The 16,236-nt window shown below is 51.7% G+C and carries 17 protein-coding genes; 11 read left to right on the top strand and 6 right to left on the bottom strand.

Translation table 11 applies throughout. The features are described from left to right. Window positions 1–129 precede the first annotated feature (129 nt). The 5 genes from JT719_RS08010 (at window position 130) to JT719_RS07990 (ending at window position 5,661) form a co-directional block, all read left to right on the top strand. A complete protein-coding gene (locus tag JT719_RS08010) occupies window positions 130–411 on the top strand; it encodes an ATP-dependent Clp protease adaptor ClpS (protein WP_205499697.1) in 282 nt (93 codons plus the stop codon). Window positions 412–427: 16 nt separating this feature from the next. Then, the gene (gene recR, locus JT719_RS08005) at window positions 428–1,036 is read left to right on the top strand and encodes a recombination mediator RecR (RefSeq protein WP_207432292.1); all 609 of its coding nucleotides are present in this window, start codon (window positions 428–430) and stop codon (window positions 1,034–1,036) included. Between the two features lie 141 nt (window positions 1,037–1,177). Continuing rightward, window positions 1,178–3,085 (top strand): glycosyltransferase family 2 protein, encoded by a 1,908-nt coding sequence (locus tag JT719_RS08000; RefSeq protein ID WP_207432291.1) that lies wholly within the window; start codon window positions 1,178–1,180, stop codon window positions 3,083–3,085. Window positions 3,086–3,293: 208 nt separating this feature from the next. After that, window positions 3,294–4,517 (top strand): pyridoxal phosphate-dependent aminotransferase, encoded by a 1,224-nt coding sequence (locus tag JT719_RS07995; protein WP_242693102.1) that lies wholly within the window; start codon window positions 3,294–3,296, stop codon window positions 4,515–4,517. 106 nt (window positions 4,518–4,623) lie between these two features. After that, the gene (locus tag JT719_RS07990) at window positions 4,624–5,661 is read left to right on the top strand and encodes a bifunctional heptose 7-phosphate kinase/heptose 1-phosphate adenyltransferase (protein ID WP_207432290.1); all 1,038 of its coding nucleotides are present in this window, start codon (window positions 4,624–4,626) and stop codon (window positions 5,659–5,661) included. A gap of 400 nt (window positions 5,662–6,061) precedes the next feature. Here the strand turns inward: JT719_RS07990 and hemE are convergent, their stop codons facing one another. From hemE to JT719_RS07975, 3 genes are all read right to left on the bottom strand, one after another. Then, window positions 6,062–7,093 carry a uroporphyrinogen decarboxylase gene (hemE, locus tag JT719_RS07985; protein WP_207432289.1) on the bottom strand — a complete coding sequence of 344 codons (1,032 nt, stop codon included), beginning with the start codon at window positions 7,091–7,093 and terminating at the stop codon, window positions 6,062–6,064. 139 nt (window positions 7,094–7,232) lie between these two features. Beyond that, complete coding sequence (locus tag JT719_RS07980) at window positions 7,233–7,850, bottom strand: MarC family protein (protein ID WP_207432288.1); 618 nt, start codon at window positions 7,848–7,850, stop codon at window positions 7,233–7,235. A 75-nt stretch (window positions 7,851–7,925) separates the two neighbouring features. Further along, entirely contained in the window at window positions 7,926–8,402 is a 477-nt protein-coding gene (locus JT719_RS07975; RefSeq protein WP_207432287.1) for a hypothetical protein, read from the bottom strand. Window positions 8,403–8,717: 315 nt separating this feature from the next. Between JT719_RS07975 and JT719_RS07970 the strand changes: the two genes are divergently transcribed. The 3 genes from JT719_RS07970 to JT719_RS07960 are packed head-to-tail and all read left to right on the top strand — an operon-like array spanning window position 8,718 to window position 10,915. Next, window positions 8,718–9,845 carry a 5-(carboxyamino)imidazole ribonucleotide synthase gene (locus JT719_RS07970; protein WP_207432285.1) on the top strand — a complete coding sequence of 376 codons (1,128 nt, stop codon included), beginning with the start codon at window positions 8,718–8,720 and terminating at the stop codon, window positions 9,843–9,845. Then, a complete protein-coding gene (gene purE, locus JT719_RS07965) occupies window positions 9,842–10,369 on the top strand; it encodes a 5-(carboxyamino)imidazole ribonucleotide mutase (RefSeq protein WP_207432283.1) in 528 nt (175 codons plus the stop codon). The genes JT719_RS07970 and purE overlap by 4 nt, the downstream gene beginning before the upstream one ends. Window positions 10,370–10,372: 3 nt before the next feature. After that, complete coding sequence (locus JT719_RS07960; RefSeq protein ID WP_207432282.1) at window positions 10,373–10,915, top strand: GNAT family N-acetyltransferase; 543 nt, start codon at window positions 10,373–10,375, stop codon at window positions 10,913–10,915. Here JT719_RS07960 and JT719_RS07955 read toward each other — a convergent pair. Both JT719_RS07955 and JT719_RS07950 read right to left on the bottom strand, forming a co-directional pair. Beyond that, window positions 10,910–12,169 (bottom strand): outer membrane beta-barrel protein, encoded by a 1,260-nt coding sequence (locus tag JT719_RS07955; RefSeq protein WP_207432281.1) that lies wholly within the window; start codon window positions 12,167–12,169, stop codon window positions 10,910–10,912. The genes JT719_RS07960 and JT719_RS07955 overlap by 6 nt on opposite strands. A 223-nt stretch (window positions 12,170–12,392) precedes the next feature. Beyond that, on the bottom strand, window positions 12,393–12,749 hold the full coding sequence (locus tag JT719_RS07950; RefSeq protein WP_207432280.1) for a transmembrane 220 family protein: 357 nt from the start codon (window positions 12,747–12,749) through the stop codon (window positions 12,393–12,395). A 119-nt stretch (window positions 12,750–12,868) separates the two neighbouring features. Here JT719_RS07950 and JT719_RS07945 point away from each other — a divergent pair, with 119 nt between their 5' ends. The 3 genes from JT719_RS07945 (at window position 12,869) to JT719_RS07935 (ending at window position 15,390) form a co-directional block, all read left to right on the top strand. Then, window positions 12,869–14,329 carry a PQQ-dependent sugar dehydrogenase gene (locus JT719_RS07945; protein ID WP_207432279.1) on the top strand — a complete coding sequence of 487 codons (1,461 nt, stop codon included), beginning with the start codon at window positions 12,869–12,871 and terminating at the stop codon, window positions 14,327–14,329. Beyond that, window positions 14,326–14,727 carry a c-type cytochrome gene (locus tag JT719_RS07940; protein ID WP_207432278.1) on the top strand — a complete coding sequence of 134 codons (402 nt, stop codon included), beginning with the start codon at window positions 14,326–14,328 and terminating at the stop codon, window positions 14,725–14,727. Before JT719_RS07945 ends, JT719_RS07940 begins: the two co-directional genes overlap by 4 nt. An 87-nt stretch (window positions 14,728–14,814) precedes the next feature. Further along, a complete protein-coding gene (locus JT719_RS07935; RefSeq protein WP_207432277.1) occupies window positions 14,815–15,390 on the top strand; it encodes a histidine phosphatase family protein in 576 nt (191 codons plus the stop codon). A gap of 70 nt (window positions 15,391–15,460) precedes the next feature. Here JT719_RS07935 and JT719_RS07930 read toward each other — a convergent pair whose 3' ends face one another. Next, a complete protein-coding gene (locus JT719_RS07930) occupies window positions 15,461–16,225 on the bottom strand; it encodes a hypothetical protein (protein WP_207432276.1) in 765 nt (254 codons plus the stop codon). Between the last annotated feature and the right edge of the window lie 11 nt (window positions 16,226–16,236).

Here is a 16,236-nt window from a genome sequence, read left to right as displayed (position 1 = left end):
AGTACAATCAAAAATTAGGCTAAACTACCCATTTTTCAGGAACAAGAGGCGTTTTTTAGCTGTTTTACTTTTGCTGAGACCGGAGCAGAGGAGCTTCCTATACTCATGTTAATTGCTTAATTTTGCGTTATGGACATTCTAACCGAAATTCTGGAGCAGGAAGACGTGCTGTTGTTGGAGGAGACCACTGACATGCGGGAGCTGGTGGTGTACAACGACGACGTAAATACGTTTGAGCACGTGATTAATACCTTGGTGCAGGTCTGCCGCCACACACAGGAGCAGGCCGAGCAGTGTACCATGTTGATCCACTACAAAGGGAAATGCACCGTGAAGCTGGGTACTTTCACCGAGCTGCTGACCATGTGCACCGCCATCCACGACCGGGGTATCTCAGCGGATATCGTTTAAACCCTGAATTAACTGGATGAATTTTCCTTCCAAACTGATTGAAAACGCGGTAGATGAGTTGGCCAAGTTACCTGGCGTAGGCAAGAAAACGGCCCTGCGCTTGGTATTACACTTGCTCAAAGCCGAAACCGAAGATACCAAACAACTTTCTGAGTCGCTGGTGCGCATGCGTACCGGCATCAGGTATTGTAAAACCTGCCATAACATCTCAGACACTGAGGTATGCGGCATCTGCGCCAATCCGCTCCGCGACCGTAGTTTGCTCTGCGTGGTGAGCGACATGCGCGATGTGATCGCTATTGAGAACACGGCGCAGTACAAAGGCCTGTACCACGTGCTGGGCGGCGTGATCTCTCCGCTGGAAGGCGTTGGCCCCTCAGACCTGCACATCCAGTCGTTGATTGAGCGGTTGCCTACTTCTGAGGTAAAGGAAATCATCCTGGCCCTTAGCCCTACCATGGAAGGAGACACCACGGCGTTTTACCTGACCAGAAAATTGAAAGATTATCCGGCCCGTATCTCCAGCATCGCGCGGGGCGTACCCGTGGGCGGCGAACTGGAATACACCGATGAGATTACCCTGGGCCGCAGTATCCTGGACCGCACCGCATACAGCCAAAGCTAGGTTTTTGGCTTATTTTACAGAAAACACACCAGAAATGGGCAGAAGGCAGGAACATTCGTTCCTGCTTTTTTTATGTTTGTAGTTCTTTTCTGAAATTACAACCATAATCCCCAGCATCTACAGACTCCAACGGTACCCTGCTTGAAAGACCTCTCCGTCATTATTGTTAATTACAACGTCAGCTATTTTCTGGAGCAATGCCTGCTTTCCGTCAGGAAGGCCGTGAGAGGGCTGCAGGTAGAGGTGTTTGTGGTAGACAACAACTCGGTAGACGGATCGGTGGAGATGGTGCGGCGGCGCTTCCCCGAGGTCATCCTGATGGCCAACAAAGACAACCTGGGGTTCTCCAAAGCCAATAACCAAGCCATTAGGCAGGCGCAGGGCAAATACGTGCTGTTGCTCAACCCAGACACGGTGGTGGAGGAAGACACGTTTCTGGCCTGTTTTCAGTACATGGAGGCCAACCCAAAGGCCGGGGCGTTGGGCGTGAAAATGATGGACGGAGCGGGTAAATTCCTGCCTGAGTCCAAACGGGGGCTTCCTACGCCTTGGGTGGCTTTTTCCAAGGTATTTGGGCTGGCCGCCCTGTTTCCCAAATCGGGGGTATTCAACCGTTACCATTTAGGTCACCTGTCCTGCGATGAGGTGCATAAAATTGACATCCTTGCCGGGGCCTTCATGTTCATGCGGGCCGAGGCGCTGGAGAAAGTAGGGCTGCTGGATGAGGACTTCTTCATGTACGGCGAGGACATAGACCTCTCTTACCGCATCAAGGAAGGCGGCTATGATGTCATTTATTTCCCCCACACCCGCATCATCCATTACAAAGGCGAAAGCACCCGCAAAACCAGCGTGAACTACGTGTTCATGTTCTACCGGGCCATGATGGTGTTTGCCGAGAAGCATTTCAGCGGTCGTCAGGCCAGGCTTTATTCCTTCCTGATTAGACTGGCGATTTACTTGAGAGCCGGGGTGGCGCTTCTTTCAAGGGCGGTACAGAGGGTGTTCCCTATCTTCCTGGATGGGCTGTGCCTGGCGTTGGGCGTGTTGGTAGGCGAGAAGGTAGTGCCAGATCCGTTCTCGTTAGAGGTTTCTCCCATGTGGGCGGCGTACTTTGGGGTTTGGTTGGGGGCGGCTTACTTCAGCGGTGCTTATGACAGGCCCACGCGCCTGTACTGGCTAGTACGGGGCATGCTGTGGGGCAGTATCTTGCTCATGGCCTTCTCCAGCGTGGTGAGCATTGTAGGAAAAACCAATAAGAAACATTTGCTGGTAGCCGTGCTGGTTGGCTTGGTAGGCATGACCCTCTGGCGACTGATCTGGCACTACATCAAATACGGGCATTGGCGCTTTGGTGAGCAGAAAGCCAAGCGCATTGCGGTGGTGGGTAGTAGCAAGGAAGTGAAACGCGCTTCGTCGTTGTTGCGGCAGGCCGGGGCCCAGGAACCAGTAGCGCACCTGGAGCCACAGCACACGGGGGCAGATTTGCGGCAGATCAAAGAAGTCATCGAAATCTATAAAATCAATGAGCTGATTTTCTGCGGCAAGGACTTGCCTGTTTCCCAGATTATTGAGTGGATGGTGCAGATCCATAACAGCGCCGTGGAGTTCAAGATTCTGCCCGAGAACAGCACCTACATCATCGGGAGCTCGTCCAAGAACGCCCCCGGCGACTATTACGCGCTGCACATTGAGGTGAACCTGCTCAACCCGTACCACCGCCGGAACAAAGCGGTCTTGAACTCGCTGGTGAGCGCACTGTTGCTGGCCGTGTCGCCGTTCCTGATCTGGCGCATCAAAGGCAAAAAGCAGTTTCTGAAGAACTGCCTGGGCAACCTCATCGGGCTGTATCAGTGGGTGGGCCTCAAAGCCACGGCCACGCCAGACTCCAAGCCCGCCATCCTTTCGCCGGTAGACAAGGTAACTAGTAACCGCATCAGTCCGGCTGTTGCCCGCCAGATGGAAGTGGTTTATGCCAAAGATTACACGCCTTATGCAGACTTGGTCATCCTGGCTCGCAATATCTCCAAGCTGGGGCGCCCGGCTTAGATAAGTAAATAGGGGAGCAGAAGTAAGACTTTTTGAGCTCCAATCCGTATTAAATTAACTGTCTACCTTTCCTCCAAAAAATATGCTTTGCCTAAAGATTGCCCGTTAGTTTGGCATCAATGAGGGCAGTTTAGCTGAAAGACTAATTAATTCCAGAAGATTTCACTATAAAAACGGCAAAAGCTCCTAATTTTGAACCTACACCGTTATGTCTTTTCAAGAGATGATTACTAGCCAACAAAAAACACTTTCAGACCGCATCACCTCCCTCGCTGAGTCCCAGACCATCGCGATGGCGAAGAAGGCCCGGGAACTGGCCGCCAAAGGGGTAGATGTTATCAACTTGAGTTTCGGGGAGCCAGATTTCCAGACCCCTCAATATATCAAAGACGCTGCCAAGAAAGCCATTGACGATGGCTACACTTTCTATACGCCGGTGGCCGGCTACCCTGAGTTGCGCAAAGCCATTGTAGAGAAACTGCGCCGTGATAACGGCCTGGAGTATGGACCCGAGAACATTGTGGTGTCTACCGGTGCCAAGCAATCTATTGCCAATGCCGTGATGTGCCTGGTGAACCCCGGCGATGAGGTAATCATCGTTTCTCCGTACTGGGTGAGCTACGAAGAAGTTGTGAAGCTGGCCGAGGGGATTCCGGTGCCGGTGCGCGGCTCTCTGGAGAACGACTATAAAATCACTGCGCAGCAACTGGAAGACGCCATCACCTCCAACACCAAGCTGGTGATGTACTCTTCGCCGTGTAACCCAACCGGTTCTGTGTTCACCAAGGAGGAACTGGCTGCTTTTGCCGCTATTCTGGAAAAACACCCGCAAATCCACGTCATCGCCGATGAGATTTATGAGTACATCAACTTCACCGGTGAGCACTACAGCCTGGCTCGTTTTGAGTCCATCAAAGACCGCGTGATCACCGTGAACGGCTTCTCCAAAGGATACGCCATGACCGGCTGGCGCGTAGGCTACATTGCGGCCCACAAAGACATTGCCGAAGCCTGCGACAAAATGCAGAGCCAGATCACCAGCGGTACCTGCTCTATTGCCCAGAAAGCCGCCCAAGGCGCGCTGGAAGGCGGCCGCGGTTCTGCCGAGGAAATGAGCGCGTCTTACCTGCGCCGCCGTGACCTGGTGCTGGGCCTGATGAAGGACATCCCGGGCATTAAAACCTACGTGCCGCAGGGCGCTTTCTACATCTTCCCGGATGTGAGCGAGTTCTTCGGCAAGTCAGCCGGCGACACCGTGATCCAGAACGCCAATGACCTGGCCATGTACTTGCTCAACGATGCGCACGTTTCCCTGGTGGAAGGCGGAGCCTTCGGGGCGCCAGAATGTATCCGGTTCTCTTTCGCGGCCTCAGACGCCAAATTGATTGAGGCGTTGGAGCGAATTAAGGCTAGTTTGGCCAAACTGAGCTAAAAACTAGTCTCGCAAATTCTTACTAACTTTACCTTTGCATTGGATAAAATGCCCCGAAAACGGGCGTTTTATCCAATGTTTTGTTTCCAACCTATTCTCTCTCTGAATGCCCATTCAGCAAACTGTCTCCGCGCTGTTCAGCCGTTTTAGCCAATTAAAAGTCTTGGTGGTAGGCGATGTCATGATTGATGCGTACCTCTGGGGAAAATCCACGCGCTTGTCGCCCGAGGCCCCGGTGCCCATTGTGAACCGCACCAAAACCGAGCAGCGCCTGGGCGGAGCCGCCAACGTGGCCCTGAACGTGCAGAGCCTTGGCGCCACCCCGCTTCTCTGCTCCGTTGTGGGCGATGACCAGGAAGGCGCTGACCTGCTTAAACTGCTGCTCGAGCAAGGCCAGACCCAGGAGGGCATCGTCCTGAGCCCAGATCGGCCCACCACCGTGAAGCAGCGCATCATCTCCGGCGGCCAGCAACTACTCCGGATCGACTCCGAAGTGGAAACGGACCTGAACGAATGGGAGCGCGAAGCCCTGGTAGACCGGTTCAAACAGCTGCTGGAACAAGCCCACGTGGTCATCTTCGAGGATTACGACAAAGGCGTGCTGAGCGCCGAGGTGATTGCCGAACTCCTGACCCTTTCAAGGCAAGCCGGTGTGCCCACCGTCATTGACCCTAAGAAAAAGAATTTTCTCTCCTACAAAGGCAGCACACTGTTCAAGCCCAACCTGAAAGAACTCAAAGAAGGCCTGAAAGTAGATTTCGCTGAAAATAACCTGGAGGCGTTTGAAGCCGCCGTGAACCAACTGCAGGAAAAACTGGCGCTGGAGAATGTACTGGTGACCCTCTCAGAGCGCGGTGTGTTCTGCCAATCGGCCCAGAAAACCAAAACCTACCTGGATGCCCACGTGCGCACCATCTCAGACGTCTCCGGGGCCGGTGACACTGTGGTAAGCATCGCGGCGCTGAGTCTGGCCGTTGGCCTCCCGTTACCTGCCTTAGCCGAACTGGCCAATCTGGGCGGCGGCTTGGTCTGCGAACACGTAGGCGTAGTTCCCATTGACCGCGAGCGCCTGAAACAGGAGGCGCAGCAATCAAAAGTACTTCAGAGAGAACTGGCTGCTTTTGAAGTGAAAGTAGAACTGTAGGGGTAGTGCTCAGAAGTGGGATAACCTGATGGGAATGCTTGAACTATTCCCCTCGCTCGCCTCCGGCGAGTGTGCGTTATAGGGCGGCGTCCCGCCGCTATGTGAATGATTAAACTTTCCCGCATTTCGGCCAGAGGCCGAAAAATAACTCACACTCGCCGGAGGCGAGCGAGGGGAAAGTTCAAAAGAGAGGCAGTGCAAAATTGAACTACATAGCGGCTTTTGACTTGTTAACGTGGGCATTGATTCTAATGCCTCATCTCCCATCTGCGAAACAGCGCGTAATTTCTCCCACACTCCAGAGGCGAGCGAGAAAACAGCTTACAAACCGAAACGGCCTCTCGCACCAGGTGCAAGAGGCCGTTTCGGTTTTATTTTCAGGAAATCAGGCTAAATACGCTTAGCGGGCGCTGTACTCTTTCACCGTTTGGATGAAGCATTTCACTTTCTCCGGATCGGTGTCTGGATACACGCCGTGACCCAGGTTGGCGATGTGGCGGCCCGGCCCGAAAGCGTCCAGCATTTTGATGGTTTCCCGCTTCACGCCTTCAAACGAGTTGTAGAGGGCGCAAGGGTCCAGGTTGCCTTGCAGCGTTTTAGTATCACCCACGGTGGCGCGCGCGTCTTTGATGTCCATGTTCCAGTCCAGCCCGATTACCTGGCAGTCCAGCTTCGCGAAATCTGAGAGGGAGAAGAACGCGCCTTTGGCGAAAACGGTCACCGGCACGTCTGGCAGGGCCTGGCAGATCTCGGAGATATAGCGGTACGAGAATTCTTTGTAATGCGCCGGTGGCAGAATACCCGCCCAGGAATCAAAGATCTGGATGAGGTTAGCGCCGGCTTCTACCTGGGCCTTCAGATACGCGATGGTAGTATCAGTGATTTTGCGCAGCAGTTGGTGCGACATCTCGGGAGCCTCGTAGAGCATTTTACGCGCTTTGGAGAACGTCTTGGAGCCGCTGCCTTCCACCATGTAGGCGAAAATAGTCCACGGCGCGCCCGCAAACCCGATGAGCGGCACGCGTCCGTTCAACTCACGCTTGGTTACTTTGATAGCCTCCAGTACGTAGTTCAGGTGCTCGTACGGGTCGGCTACGCGTACGTTTTCTACATCGGCAGCGGTTTTGATGGTGTTTGGGAACAAGGGGCCGCGTTTTTCCACCATCTCGTAGGTGCAGCCCATGGCCTCGGGCACTACCAGGATATCGGAGAAAATAATGGCGGCATCCACGTCCAGCAGGTCTACCGGCTGAATGGTCACCTCGGCGGCCAGTTCAGGGGTTTCTACCAGTTCCTTGAAGCCGGAGAGACGCGCACGCACGGCACGGTATTCAGGTAAAATGCGGCCTGCCTGGCGCATGAGCCACACAGGGGTTCGTTCAGTTGGCTGGCCCAGGGCGGCGCGCAGCAGCAAGTCATTCTTTAATTGCATGGCGCAAAGATAAGGCATAAAAATGAAGTCCTGAGTTCTGAGTTCAGAGTTCTGAGTCAGAATTTTAGGAGAGCCTGGATTATCTGCCTGAGCTGGTTTTAGGCTTGTTTTACAGAAATAAGCTTAAAAAGAGAGCTGCTTACTTGAACAGGGCCAGTAAAGCAGTGACAATGAAGCTTACCCCCAGGGAAAGCACAATGAAACCCATGATCTTGGCCAGGGCGGCCAGGCCGGCTTTGCCCATGAATATCATCAGGCGGGGAGAGAAAAGCAGGATGATGTACGTCACCAAGCCCAGTAACACAATCGCCAGCACCGTCAGGCCCATGTCAATCACGGTCAGGGATTTGGTGAAAAGGCTGATGACCACGGCAATGGAACCCGGACCTGAGAGCAGCGGCATGGCTAAAGGCGTGAAGGAAATGTCTTCTTTTTCCACCCCCTCGGCTACCACGTCTTTGGAGATTTTCTTGCCATCTTCGGCTTTGGGGTTGAGCAGCTCAAAACCCGCCCGCATAATCATGATGCCGCCCGCAATACGCAGATCATGGATCCGGAGACCGAAGAAGTCCAGCACGGCCTGCCCCGCCAGGAAGAAGACCGTCAGAATTAGGATCATGTACACGCAGGCGCGCAGGGCTTGCTGGTTTCGGCGGGAGGTGGTGTCGTCTTGCGTAAGGGTCAGGAACACCGGCATAGCACCAAACGGGTTGACTACCGAGAAGAGAGCCGAGAAGGTAGCGAGTAGGATTTCCATTGCTCCCAAAATACGGAAAATACCTACACCTGTTGATGTAGGTACCTTAAAGCAAATGGAATTTTAAAACAGGAATTAGCTCATCATGCTGCGGAGCTTGCCCCAAAATCCAGTGGGCTCTGGTTTGGAGAATCTGGTGTAGGTGCGCTGGATTTGTACTAATTGCAAGCGTTGGATAGCCCTAATCAGCCATCTGGATGCTTCCTGGTTGCGTTCTATCACGCCGTTTACACCGGGTTGCCAGTAGGAAAGAATCTGTTTGGCATCTGTGGTAGCAGTCAGGACAAACACGTGGGAACGAACTAACTGGGTGAGCACGGCTCTGAGAAGATTGGTGTCTGGTTCAAACTGAAGGCTGGCTTTCCCGCCCATCACAATCAGTTCACGGGTAGAATTACGGGCAGTGCCAAATCGGTCCTCAAACTCTTTGTAGCGGAGAGCCTGAACGTCAATGCGTTGGGAGTAAAGGTTCTGTTTGTTTAAAGCTTGGACAAGGGTCTCAGCCAGGGTTTGGTCATCTTCCAGGAGGAGGAGCCGGTAGGAAGTAGTCATAAAATTATGAAAGTGGGTATGGGTGCTTTTCTTGTATCTATATCTTTTAAAAATCTCACAAGCAGAAAAGCCAGGGTTTTAGCGCTATACTGATTTTTTTAAAGAATCTGAGATTTAGGATTTCGTAACTTATATGGGGACTTACCTCAAAAGAGGAGCCAAATATAAGCGACCTAAGAAAATAAACCGTGTTCTGGGCAAAAAACTTGTAGCTTACCCGCATAACTATGAGATTTGGGCTTTGGGCTGAACCAGGGCTTGTCTGCCCGCTGGCCTTATTCAATTTTTACAAAAATCTGAAGCAAGAACATCTTCATGAATAATATACGATTAGGCATATTAGGAGGAGGGCAACTGGGCCGCATGTTGCTCCAGGCCGGTATTGACTACAATTTATACACGCTGGTGCTGGACCCAGATGAACACGCACCTTGCCGGCACCTCTGCGAGGAGTTTGTACACGGCAGCTTCAAAGATTATGACACGGTCTATGCGTTTGGGAAGCGTTGTACCCATCTCACCATTGAGATTGAGCACGTGAACGTGGATGCCCTGTTTGCGCTGGAGAAAGAAGGGGTACAGGTGTATCCTAAACCGGCATCGCTCCGCACCATTCAGGACAAAGGCCTGCAGAAAGAGTTTTTCCAGCAACACTCCATCCCCACCGCAGATTTCAAATTGCTGCAAGACTTCACCGAACTGGAAGCCAGCGTTGGGTTTCTGCCCGCCTTCCAGAAACTGAGACGCGGCGGTTATGACGGCAACGGCGTAATCAGGTTGGCTTCTCAGGATGACTTCGGGAAAGCGTTCCAGGCTCCCAGTGTGCTGGAGAAACTGGTGGACTTTGAAACCGAGATTTCAGTGATCTGTGCCCGTAACGTGCAGGGCGAGGTGAAGGCGTTTCCAGTAGTAGAGCAGGTGATGCACCCAGAGCACAACCTGGTAGATTACCTGTTGGCGCCGGCCCAGGTGGCGTACAAACTGCAACGCATGGCCATTGAGATTGCCACTCACGTAACTACCGCATTGGACATTGTGGGGCTGCTGGCCGTGGAAATGTTTGTGACCCGTGACGGACAGATCCTGGTGAATGAAGTGGCGCCCCGGCCGCATAACAGCGGGCACCACACCATGAAAGCCAATGCTACCTCTCAGTTTGATCAACACTTGCGCGCCATCCTGGGACTACCTTTGGGTGATACTGAGCCCCATTGCCCGGCGGTTCTGGTGAATTTACTAGGAGAAGCAGGTTATTCAGGCGAAGCGGTTTATGAGGGCCTGGCAGAGACCATTGGAGAACCTGGTGTTTACATCCATCTGTACGGCAAGAAGTTCACCCGCCCGTACCGCAAAATGGGACACCTAACCGTGTTGGCTCCTACTATTGAAGAAGTAAAACAAAAAGCAGATACCATTAAGAACCGCTTAAGAATCATTGCATGAGCCAATCACCAGATAAAAACACTCCCTTAATTGGAATTATCATGGGCAGCCAGTCAGACCTGAAGGTAATGTCAGGCGCCACAGATATCCTGGAACAGTTGAACATTCCGTTTGAAGTGACCATTGTGTCAGCGCACCGTACCCCGCACCGCATGCTGGAGTACGCCGAAGGAGCCCGCAAGAGAGGCTTAAAAGCTATTATAGCCGGAGCCGGTGGGGCGGCGCACTTACCGGGCATGGTGGCGGCCCTTACCACACTGCCGGTAATTGGCGTTCCGGTGAAATCCAGCAACTCCATTGATGGTTGGGATTCTATCCTGTCTATTTTGCAGATGCCTTCTGGGGTGCCCGTTGCCACCGTGGCCCTAAACGGAGCTACCAACGCCGGTCTGCTGGCCGCCCAGATCCTGGGAAGCACTAACGCCGTCATCGCCGATGCTTTGGAAAAACACCGTGAAACGCAACGCGACAAAGTAATGCGTTCTGTAGAGCAACTGCGCCGCGGCGATATTGAAATGGACTAAGCCTTGTGCACCGTACATCCCATACACTCAACTGCCACGCCGGAATTTCATCTGGCGTGGCAGTTGTATGAAGAGGCTTTCCCAACTGAGGAACGCCGCACGCTTGAGCAACAGGAACAGCTTTTCTTAAACCATGGTTATCGGTTCCTCTCTATTGTCTGCCAGGGTGAATTTGCCGGATTCTTCGGGCTTTGGCAGTTTCCGAGGTTCACTTTTCTGGAGCATTTCGCTGTTCAGCCTTCCCAACGAGGCAAGGGAGCAGGAACAAAAGCGTTGACCGCCCTGCTGGAAATCTCTAAGCAACCCATGATTCTGGAAGTGGAACCGCCTTTCACCCAGGAGGCACAGCGCCGGATAAATTTCTATGAGCGCCTGGGCTTCCACTTGAATGATTTTGAGTATTGGCAGCCTCCGTATGAGGAAGAAAAACCATGGGTACGATTGCAACTCATGTCTTCTTTGAGACCTCTGACCAGCTCTGAATTTAAATCTGTCAGAAACCAATTGTATGCTTCGGTTTATAATAAGGGAGAAGGAATCCTATAAAGAAAAGCCAACCAATACTAAGAAGTGCTTTGTGTCAGTGCCAAAGTTCTGGTTTCCAGAAAAACCATTGCTCGCTTCATAACGTGCTTCCAGAGAAAGCTTATGCTTAGTACCAAAAGGTAATTTAGCTCCTGTACCTACAAAGAAGGATTGAGAATAACTTCTGAAAGATTCTACATACCCCCACCTTGATTCTGATGGATTAAAGTCCTGGAGGAAATAACGTTGTTCTTCTGTTTTTTCACCAGAACTGCTGGTAGAGGTAATATGCACCTCTTGCTTATGCTTTATAGCGAAGGAGTGGGCCATACCTATGTTCACAAAGGGTTCTACCTTGCCTACCGGAAGTGAGTAACGTACTAATAACGGTACTTTCAAGTACGTTAAATCTATATCTATCTTATACTCATTCTCCTTGAATAATTCCTTATCTGATAGATCTTGTGCATATCTCACGCGGTTGTACAAAGCTTCTAACTGAAAAGATAGCTTTTTACTTACCCATGGAGTTGTAGAATTAATGAATAGACCACCTGTTGGTTCTAGTCCTGAATTGTAAGTTTCATTGAATACCTTAGGATTAACATTCTCAACTTGCAAGGTAGAGATGGCTCCTCCAATAACAGCCCCCCACGTCACCTCTACTTTTTCTGGTTTAGAAATGTAGGTAAGGCTGGTGGGGGCAGTGCATTGGTTGTAATTTACAATAAAGTCACTGAAAGAATTTTGGTTGAAAGTAAGCTTTTTCCTTTTGATAGTTAAAGCAGGGCAATCTTGGGTCATTTCCTGAAGAGTGCCTTTATAGAAATCATATGTTTTAAGTACTCTTTGTCCGTCTGGCTGAACTTCTTTTACCTTTTTCCTGATTAACTCCCGGGTTGTTCCCTCTTTTATAACATAATAATGAACTTCACTTTCCTCATCCCGATAGGCGTATAAACTGGTTTTTCCTTGTACCAAGACATTAAGAAACAGACTTCTTGCCGTATCTCCCTTACCCAAAATAAAAGATTCAAATCGGTGCCCATCTTGAGTGCCGTATCCATCAATCTGAGAGGGAGTGTAGATAATGGCAGTAGCCTCAGACGAAGGTCTGAATATCACTTTTTGGCTACTCTTAACTGCTCCCTTCTGACTGATTTGTCCTTTCAGGGTATCTCCTTTTTGAATTATATAACCTGGTTTAAAATTCCTTTGAGCAAAGACTGTAAAAGCAAGAAAAGCAAAGAATAGTGAAAGTAAACTTTTTTTCATTTGGTAATGAGAAGAAGGAATTTGAAAGTATGATTATGATTTAAAAATAAGTAGATACAATTGCGGATCTGAATACTTTTCAGGTTCTAATATATAGGGAAATTTCAAATGACAAATTCCTTCTTTTACCTCCTCCTGTCAATTGGAAAGAAAAAGTGCCAAGAAAATACATTTCAATGAAGAAAGGTGAGCCATTCTGTAATAATTAAGGATTGCATATTCTTTAGCTGCGCCCTTTTCTGTAGCCCCAGCCAAGAATAAGGCAATACGCCATGGCCAAAGCGCAGATGGAAAGGCCCAGCGACTCCCGAGCTTCTTCAATTGCCGGTGAACGGTCCATGCTGAAGGTAATGCCCTGGTAGACCGTAGGCCACATTACCACGGCGCCTATTGCATAAGCCAGAAATGCTGCTCCGTATATCCATTGCGCCAGCCTGCGTTTGTAGGCCATGTAACACAGAACTGCGGCCACCAGGTAAATAGGAATCCAGATCGCCGGATCTGGGTCATTCCATTGTACAATGGCAAAGGCCACAAACATCAGCACAAACACAAGCAGGAGCAGAAAGCGGATTCTCATGGGTTTCTTGGCAAGAGAGTGATTGCTTCGCTAAAGTAATCGTTTCCGGAGAAGGTACAAAGGCAACTCTTTTTCTTCCTAAAAGTATTGAAAAAGAGACTTACTCTTTGTCACTGCCTATGAAGAAACAGTACAGACTTTTCGTGTGGAGCTTATTGACTTTCCTGGCCTTCGGGTGCTACAAGATAAAAGGACATTACGGGGGGCCTAAGACCTTTGAACCCCTGACCAGGGCCTTGCAGCCTCAGGATGTAGCCTTGCCCGCCGGCTATACCATTGCGCCGGTAGCCACCAACCTGACGTATCCTACCGGTATCACGTTTGACGAGCAGGGCACGGCTTACGTAACCGAGGCAGGTTATGCTTATGGCGAGGTCTGGTTACCTCCCAAACTGCTGCGCCTGAACCCAGACGGAACCACTACCCAGATTGCGGCCGGAGATAAAAACGGTCCCTGGACCGGGGCCACTTACCATAACGGTTTCTTTTACATTTCAGAAGGCGGAGAACTGGAAGGTGGGCGTATCCTCAAGATTTCCAAAGCCGGGCAGATTACCAGACTGGTGGAGAATTTGCCCAGCATGGGCGATCACCACACCGATGCTCCCGTGGTAGGGCAAGACGGTTACCTGTATTTCGGGCAGGGAACGGCTACCAATTCGGGGATAGTGGGCACCGATAATTACCATTACGGCTGGCTTAAACGGAACCCCACTTTCCATGATATTCCCTGCAAAGACATTGTCCTGAACGGGCAAAACTTCACCACCTACAATCCCTTAACAGAGAACGACAAAGACGAGGTCTCCACCGGTGCTTATCTGCCGTTCGGGACGCCCAGCACGCCTAACCAGGTCATTAAAGGCGCTCTGCCGTGCTCCGGCGCTATTCTGCGGGTGCCCCTGCAAGGCGGACCCCTGGAGTTGGTGGCCTGGGGCTTGCGTAACCCCTTCGGGTTGGCGTTCTCGCCCAATAACCAGCTGTACGTGACAGATAACGGCTATGACACCCGCGGCAGCAGACCGGGTTACGGAACCGGCGATGTGCTGTGGGCCGTGCAGCCCGGCCAATGGTATGGCTGGCCAGATTTTGCCGCGGGGCAGTCCATGGCCTCAGACGATTACAAAACGCCGCATGATGACCCTAAATTCCTGTTGGCCAAACACCCGGGCACACCTCCCAAACCTGCTGCCATCCTGGGAGTGCATTCCTCTTCCAATGGGCTGGACTTCTCCCGCAACGCCGGTTTTGGACACGTTGGCGAGGCGTTTATCGCTCAGTTTGGTGATATGACGCCCGAAGTAGGGCACACCTACGGCCCAGTGGGGTTCAAAGTGGTGCGGGTGAATCCGGGGAATGGCGTTATTGAAGATTTCGCGGTGAACAAAAGTAAGACCAACGGACCGGCTTCCATCATGAAGAATGGCGGCTTGGAAAGACCCATTGCCGTGAAGTTTAACCCGGCCGGCACAGAACTGTACGTGGTAGATTTTGGCATAATGCCCATGACAGAACAGGGCCCCGCGCCCAAGCAGCAGACCGGAGTTGTATGGAAAATCACTAAAACCGCAGGCAGATGAGAAAGCAAATAAATCAAGGCAGCTATTGGAAGGCAGTTCTGGGTGGCCTGTTCCTGCTGGTAGTAAGTAGTTGTGGCTCGGCCCGGCGCAGTGAACCTATTATGGGCCCTATGTCCTTCCGTACCCAGCAACTGGAAAATGGGCGCGTGGTGTTCATGCAGAACTGCCAGCGCTGCCATCCGTTGGGCGAGGCCGGATTAGGACCATCGCTTAACAATATCCCGCTGCCCGGCATTGCCCTAAGGTTCAGGGTGCGGAGCAAAGCTTTTTTTCTGGGCATCGGTCGGATGCCTTCCTTTAAGAAGCACGAGATCTCCCGCGAGCAGATGGATGAACTGGTGGTTTACATGAAGGCGCTCAGGCGGCACAAGGGCAACAATTCCATGGCGGCTCAATAATACATTGGGGCGTTTTCCTGCCTGTTTCCTGAATACCGGTCTAAAACAGAAGTAACCGTAGGGTGGTACTTCGCGGTATGCAGTGGTATGAGTACCAGCACCCCGCACATCTACCTCATCCGGCACGCCCGCCCCGTTCTCAACCGGAAAGGTCTGTTCAGTAAAGAGCAGGCCACCCAGTACCTGAAAGACTACAACTTGGCCGAAGTAGAGCAAATTATTGAACGCAGCGAGCATCTGCCGCTGGAATTCATCTCCAAGGTGTACTGCAGCACTCTGCCCCGCGCCAAAGCCACCGCCCGCATGCTGTTTGGCCCAGATGTGCACATGATAGAGGATGCCACGTTTGTGGAGTTTGAGAACCGCATCTGGGGATTGCCCCTGGGGAAGTTTCCGCTTATCTGGTGGCAGGCTACCTCACGCGTTCTCTGGATGCTGGGCCTGAACCAGAAAGACATTGAAAGCTTTAAACAAGCCAGAAAACGGGCCTCGCAGGCAGCGGATAAGTTAGCCTTAGAGGCCGAGACCAGCGGAATAGCTGTATTGGTGGCCCACGGGTTCCTGAACGAGTTCATCAAACGCTCGCTCCGCAAAAAAGGCTGGAAAGTGGTACTAGATGGCGGCAGGGGCTTTGTGAGCGTGACGCAACTGAGTAAAAAGTAACTCCTGTTTTAGGTTATTTTATGGAAATCAGGTCTAAAACAACCTGCGGGAAGCTGCGGCGAGCACCTGGTTAGGCTGTTACTGTTCTCTGTTTCTGATGAACCCTGGCTTCTTTTCTTTCCAGGGCAGCTTTCCTGAGGGAGAAGAAATGGAGCGTATAGGCCAATGGCACCAGAAACGTGGGCAGAAACATCACCGGAAAGGTAGCCATAATGCCCGATCCTGGCGCCTCAAAGAAAACCCGGAAAGGTGTGGGCAGAGAAAGCATTCCCGTAGCTACAATATTGAGCAGCAAAGCTAAACCTGCCAGATTGTAAAAAGTGGCTAGTTTCTGATTGTACCGCGTGCCTCCGTAGCATAGCAAGGCAAACACTGGGCCCGCAATGCCTGAAAGCACGTCCCAATTCTGGCCCTCAAAGGTCATGCGCTCGGGCAAGGCTTGGGCCAGAAACAGCCACCACAGAAAAACCTCCACCGGTATTCTGAAAGCCTGCAGGTTCAGCAATCCTTTTGCGGGCAGGTGACGGATGAAGCGTTGGGTGCCGCCATGAAAGGTTACTACCAGCACTACCACCAAGGGCGGGAGCAGAGCGGGCATCATGTTCAACGGAGCTACGGAAAAATTAGCCATAAATCCGCTCCAGGCCAGGATGCTGGTAAAGGCAAGCCAACCCACCAGGAGGGCAGCAACTGTTCTGGTTCGTTTTGCGGCGGTTTCTGGGGAAAGACCCATTCTCAGGAAGGTACGGTGTACACCTACTATGCTTAAGAGGAGACACAGCAGGGTGAGAATGGCAAAACCGGCTTGGGCTTGGGTTAGATAGTCTGCTTTCATAACACACATTG

It is taken from the genome of Sabulibacter ruber (genome assembly GCF_017355955.1).
In the GTDB taxonomy this organism is placed as follows: domain Bacteria; phylum Bacteroidota; class Bacteroidia; order Cytophagales; family Hymenobacteraceae; genus Nibribacter; species Nibribacter ruber_A.
The sequence above is the reverse complement of the archived record's forward strand: the minus strand, read 5'-3'. Positions and strand labels throughout refer to the sequence as shown.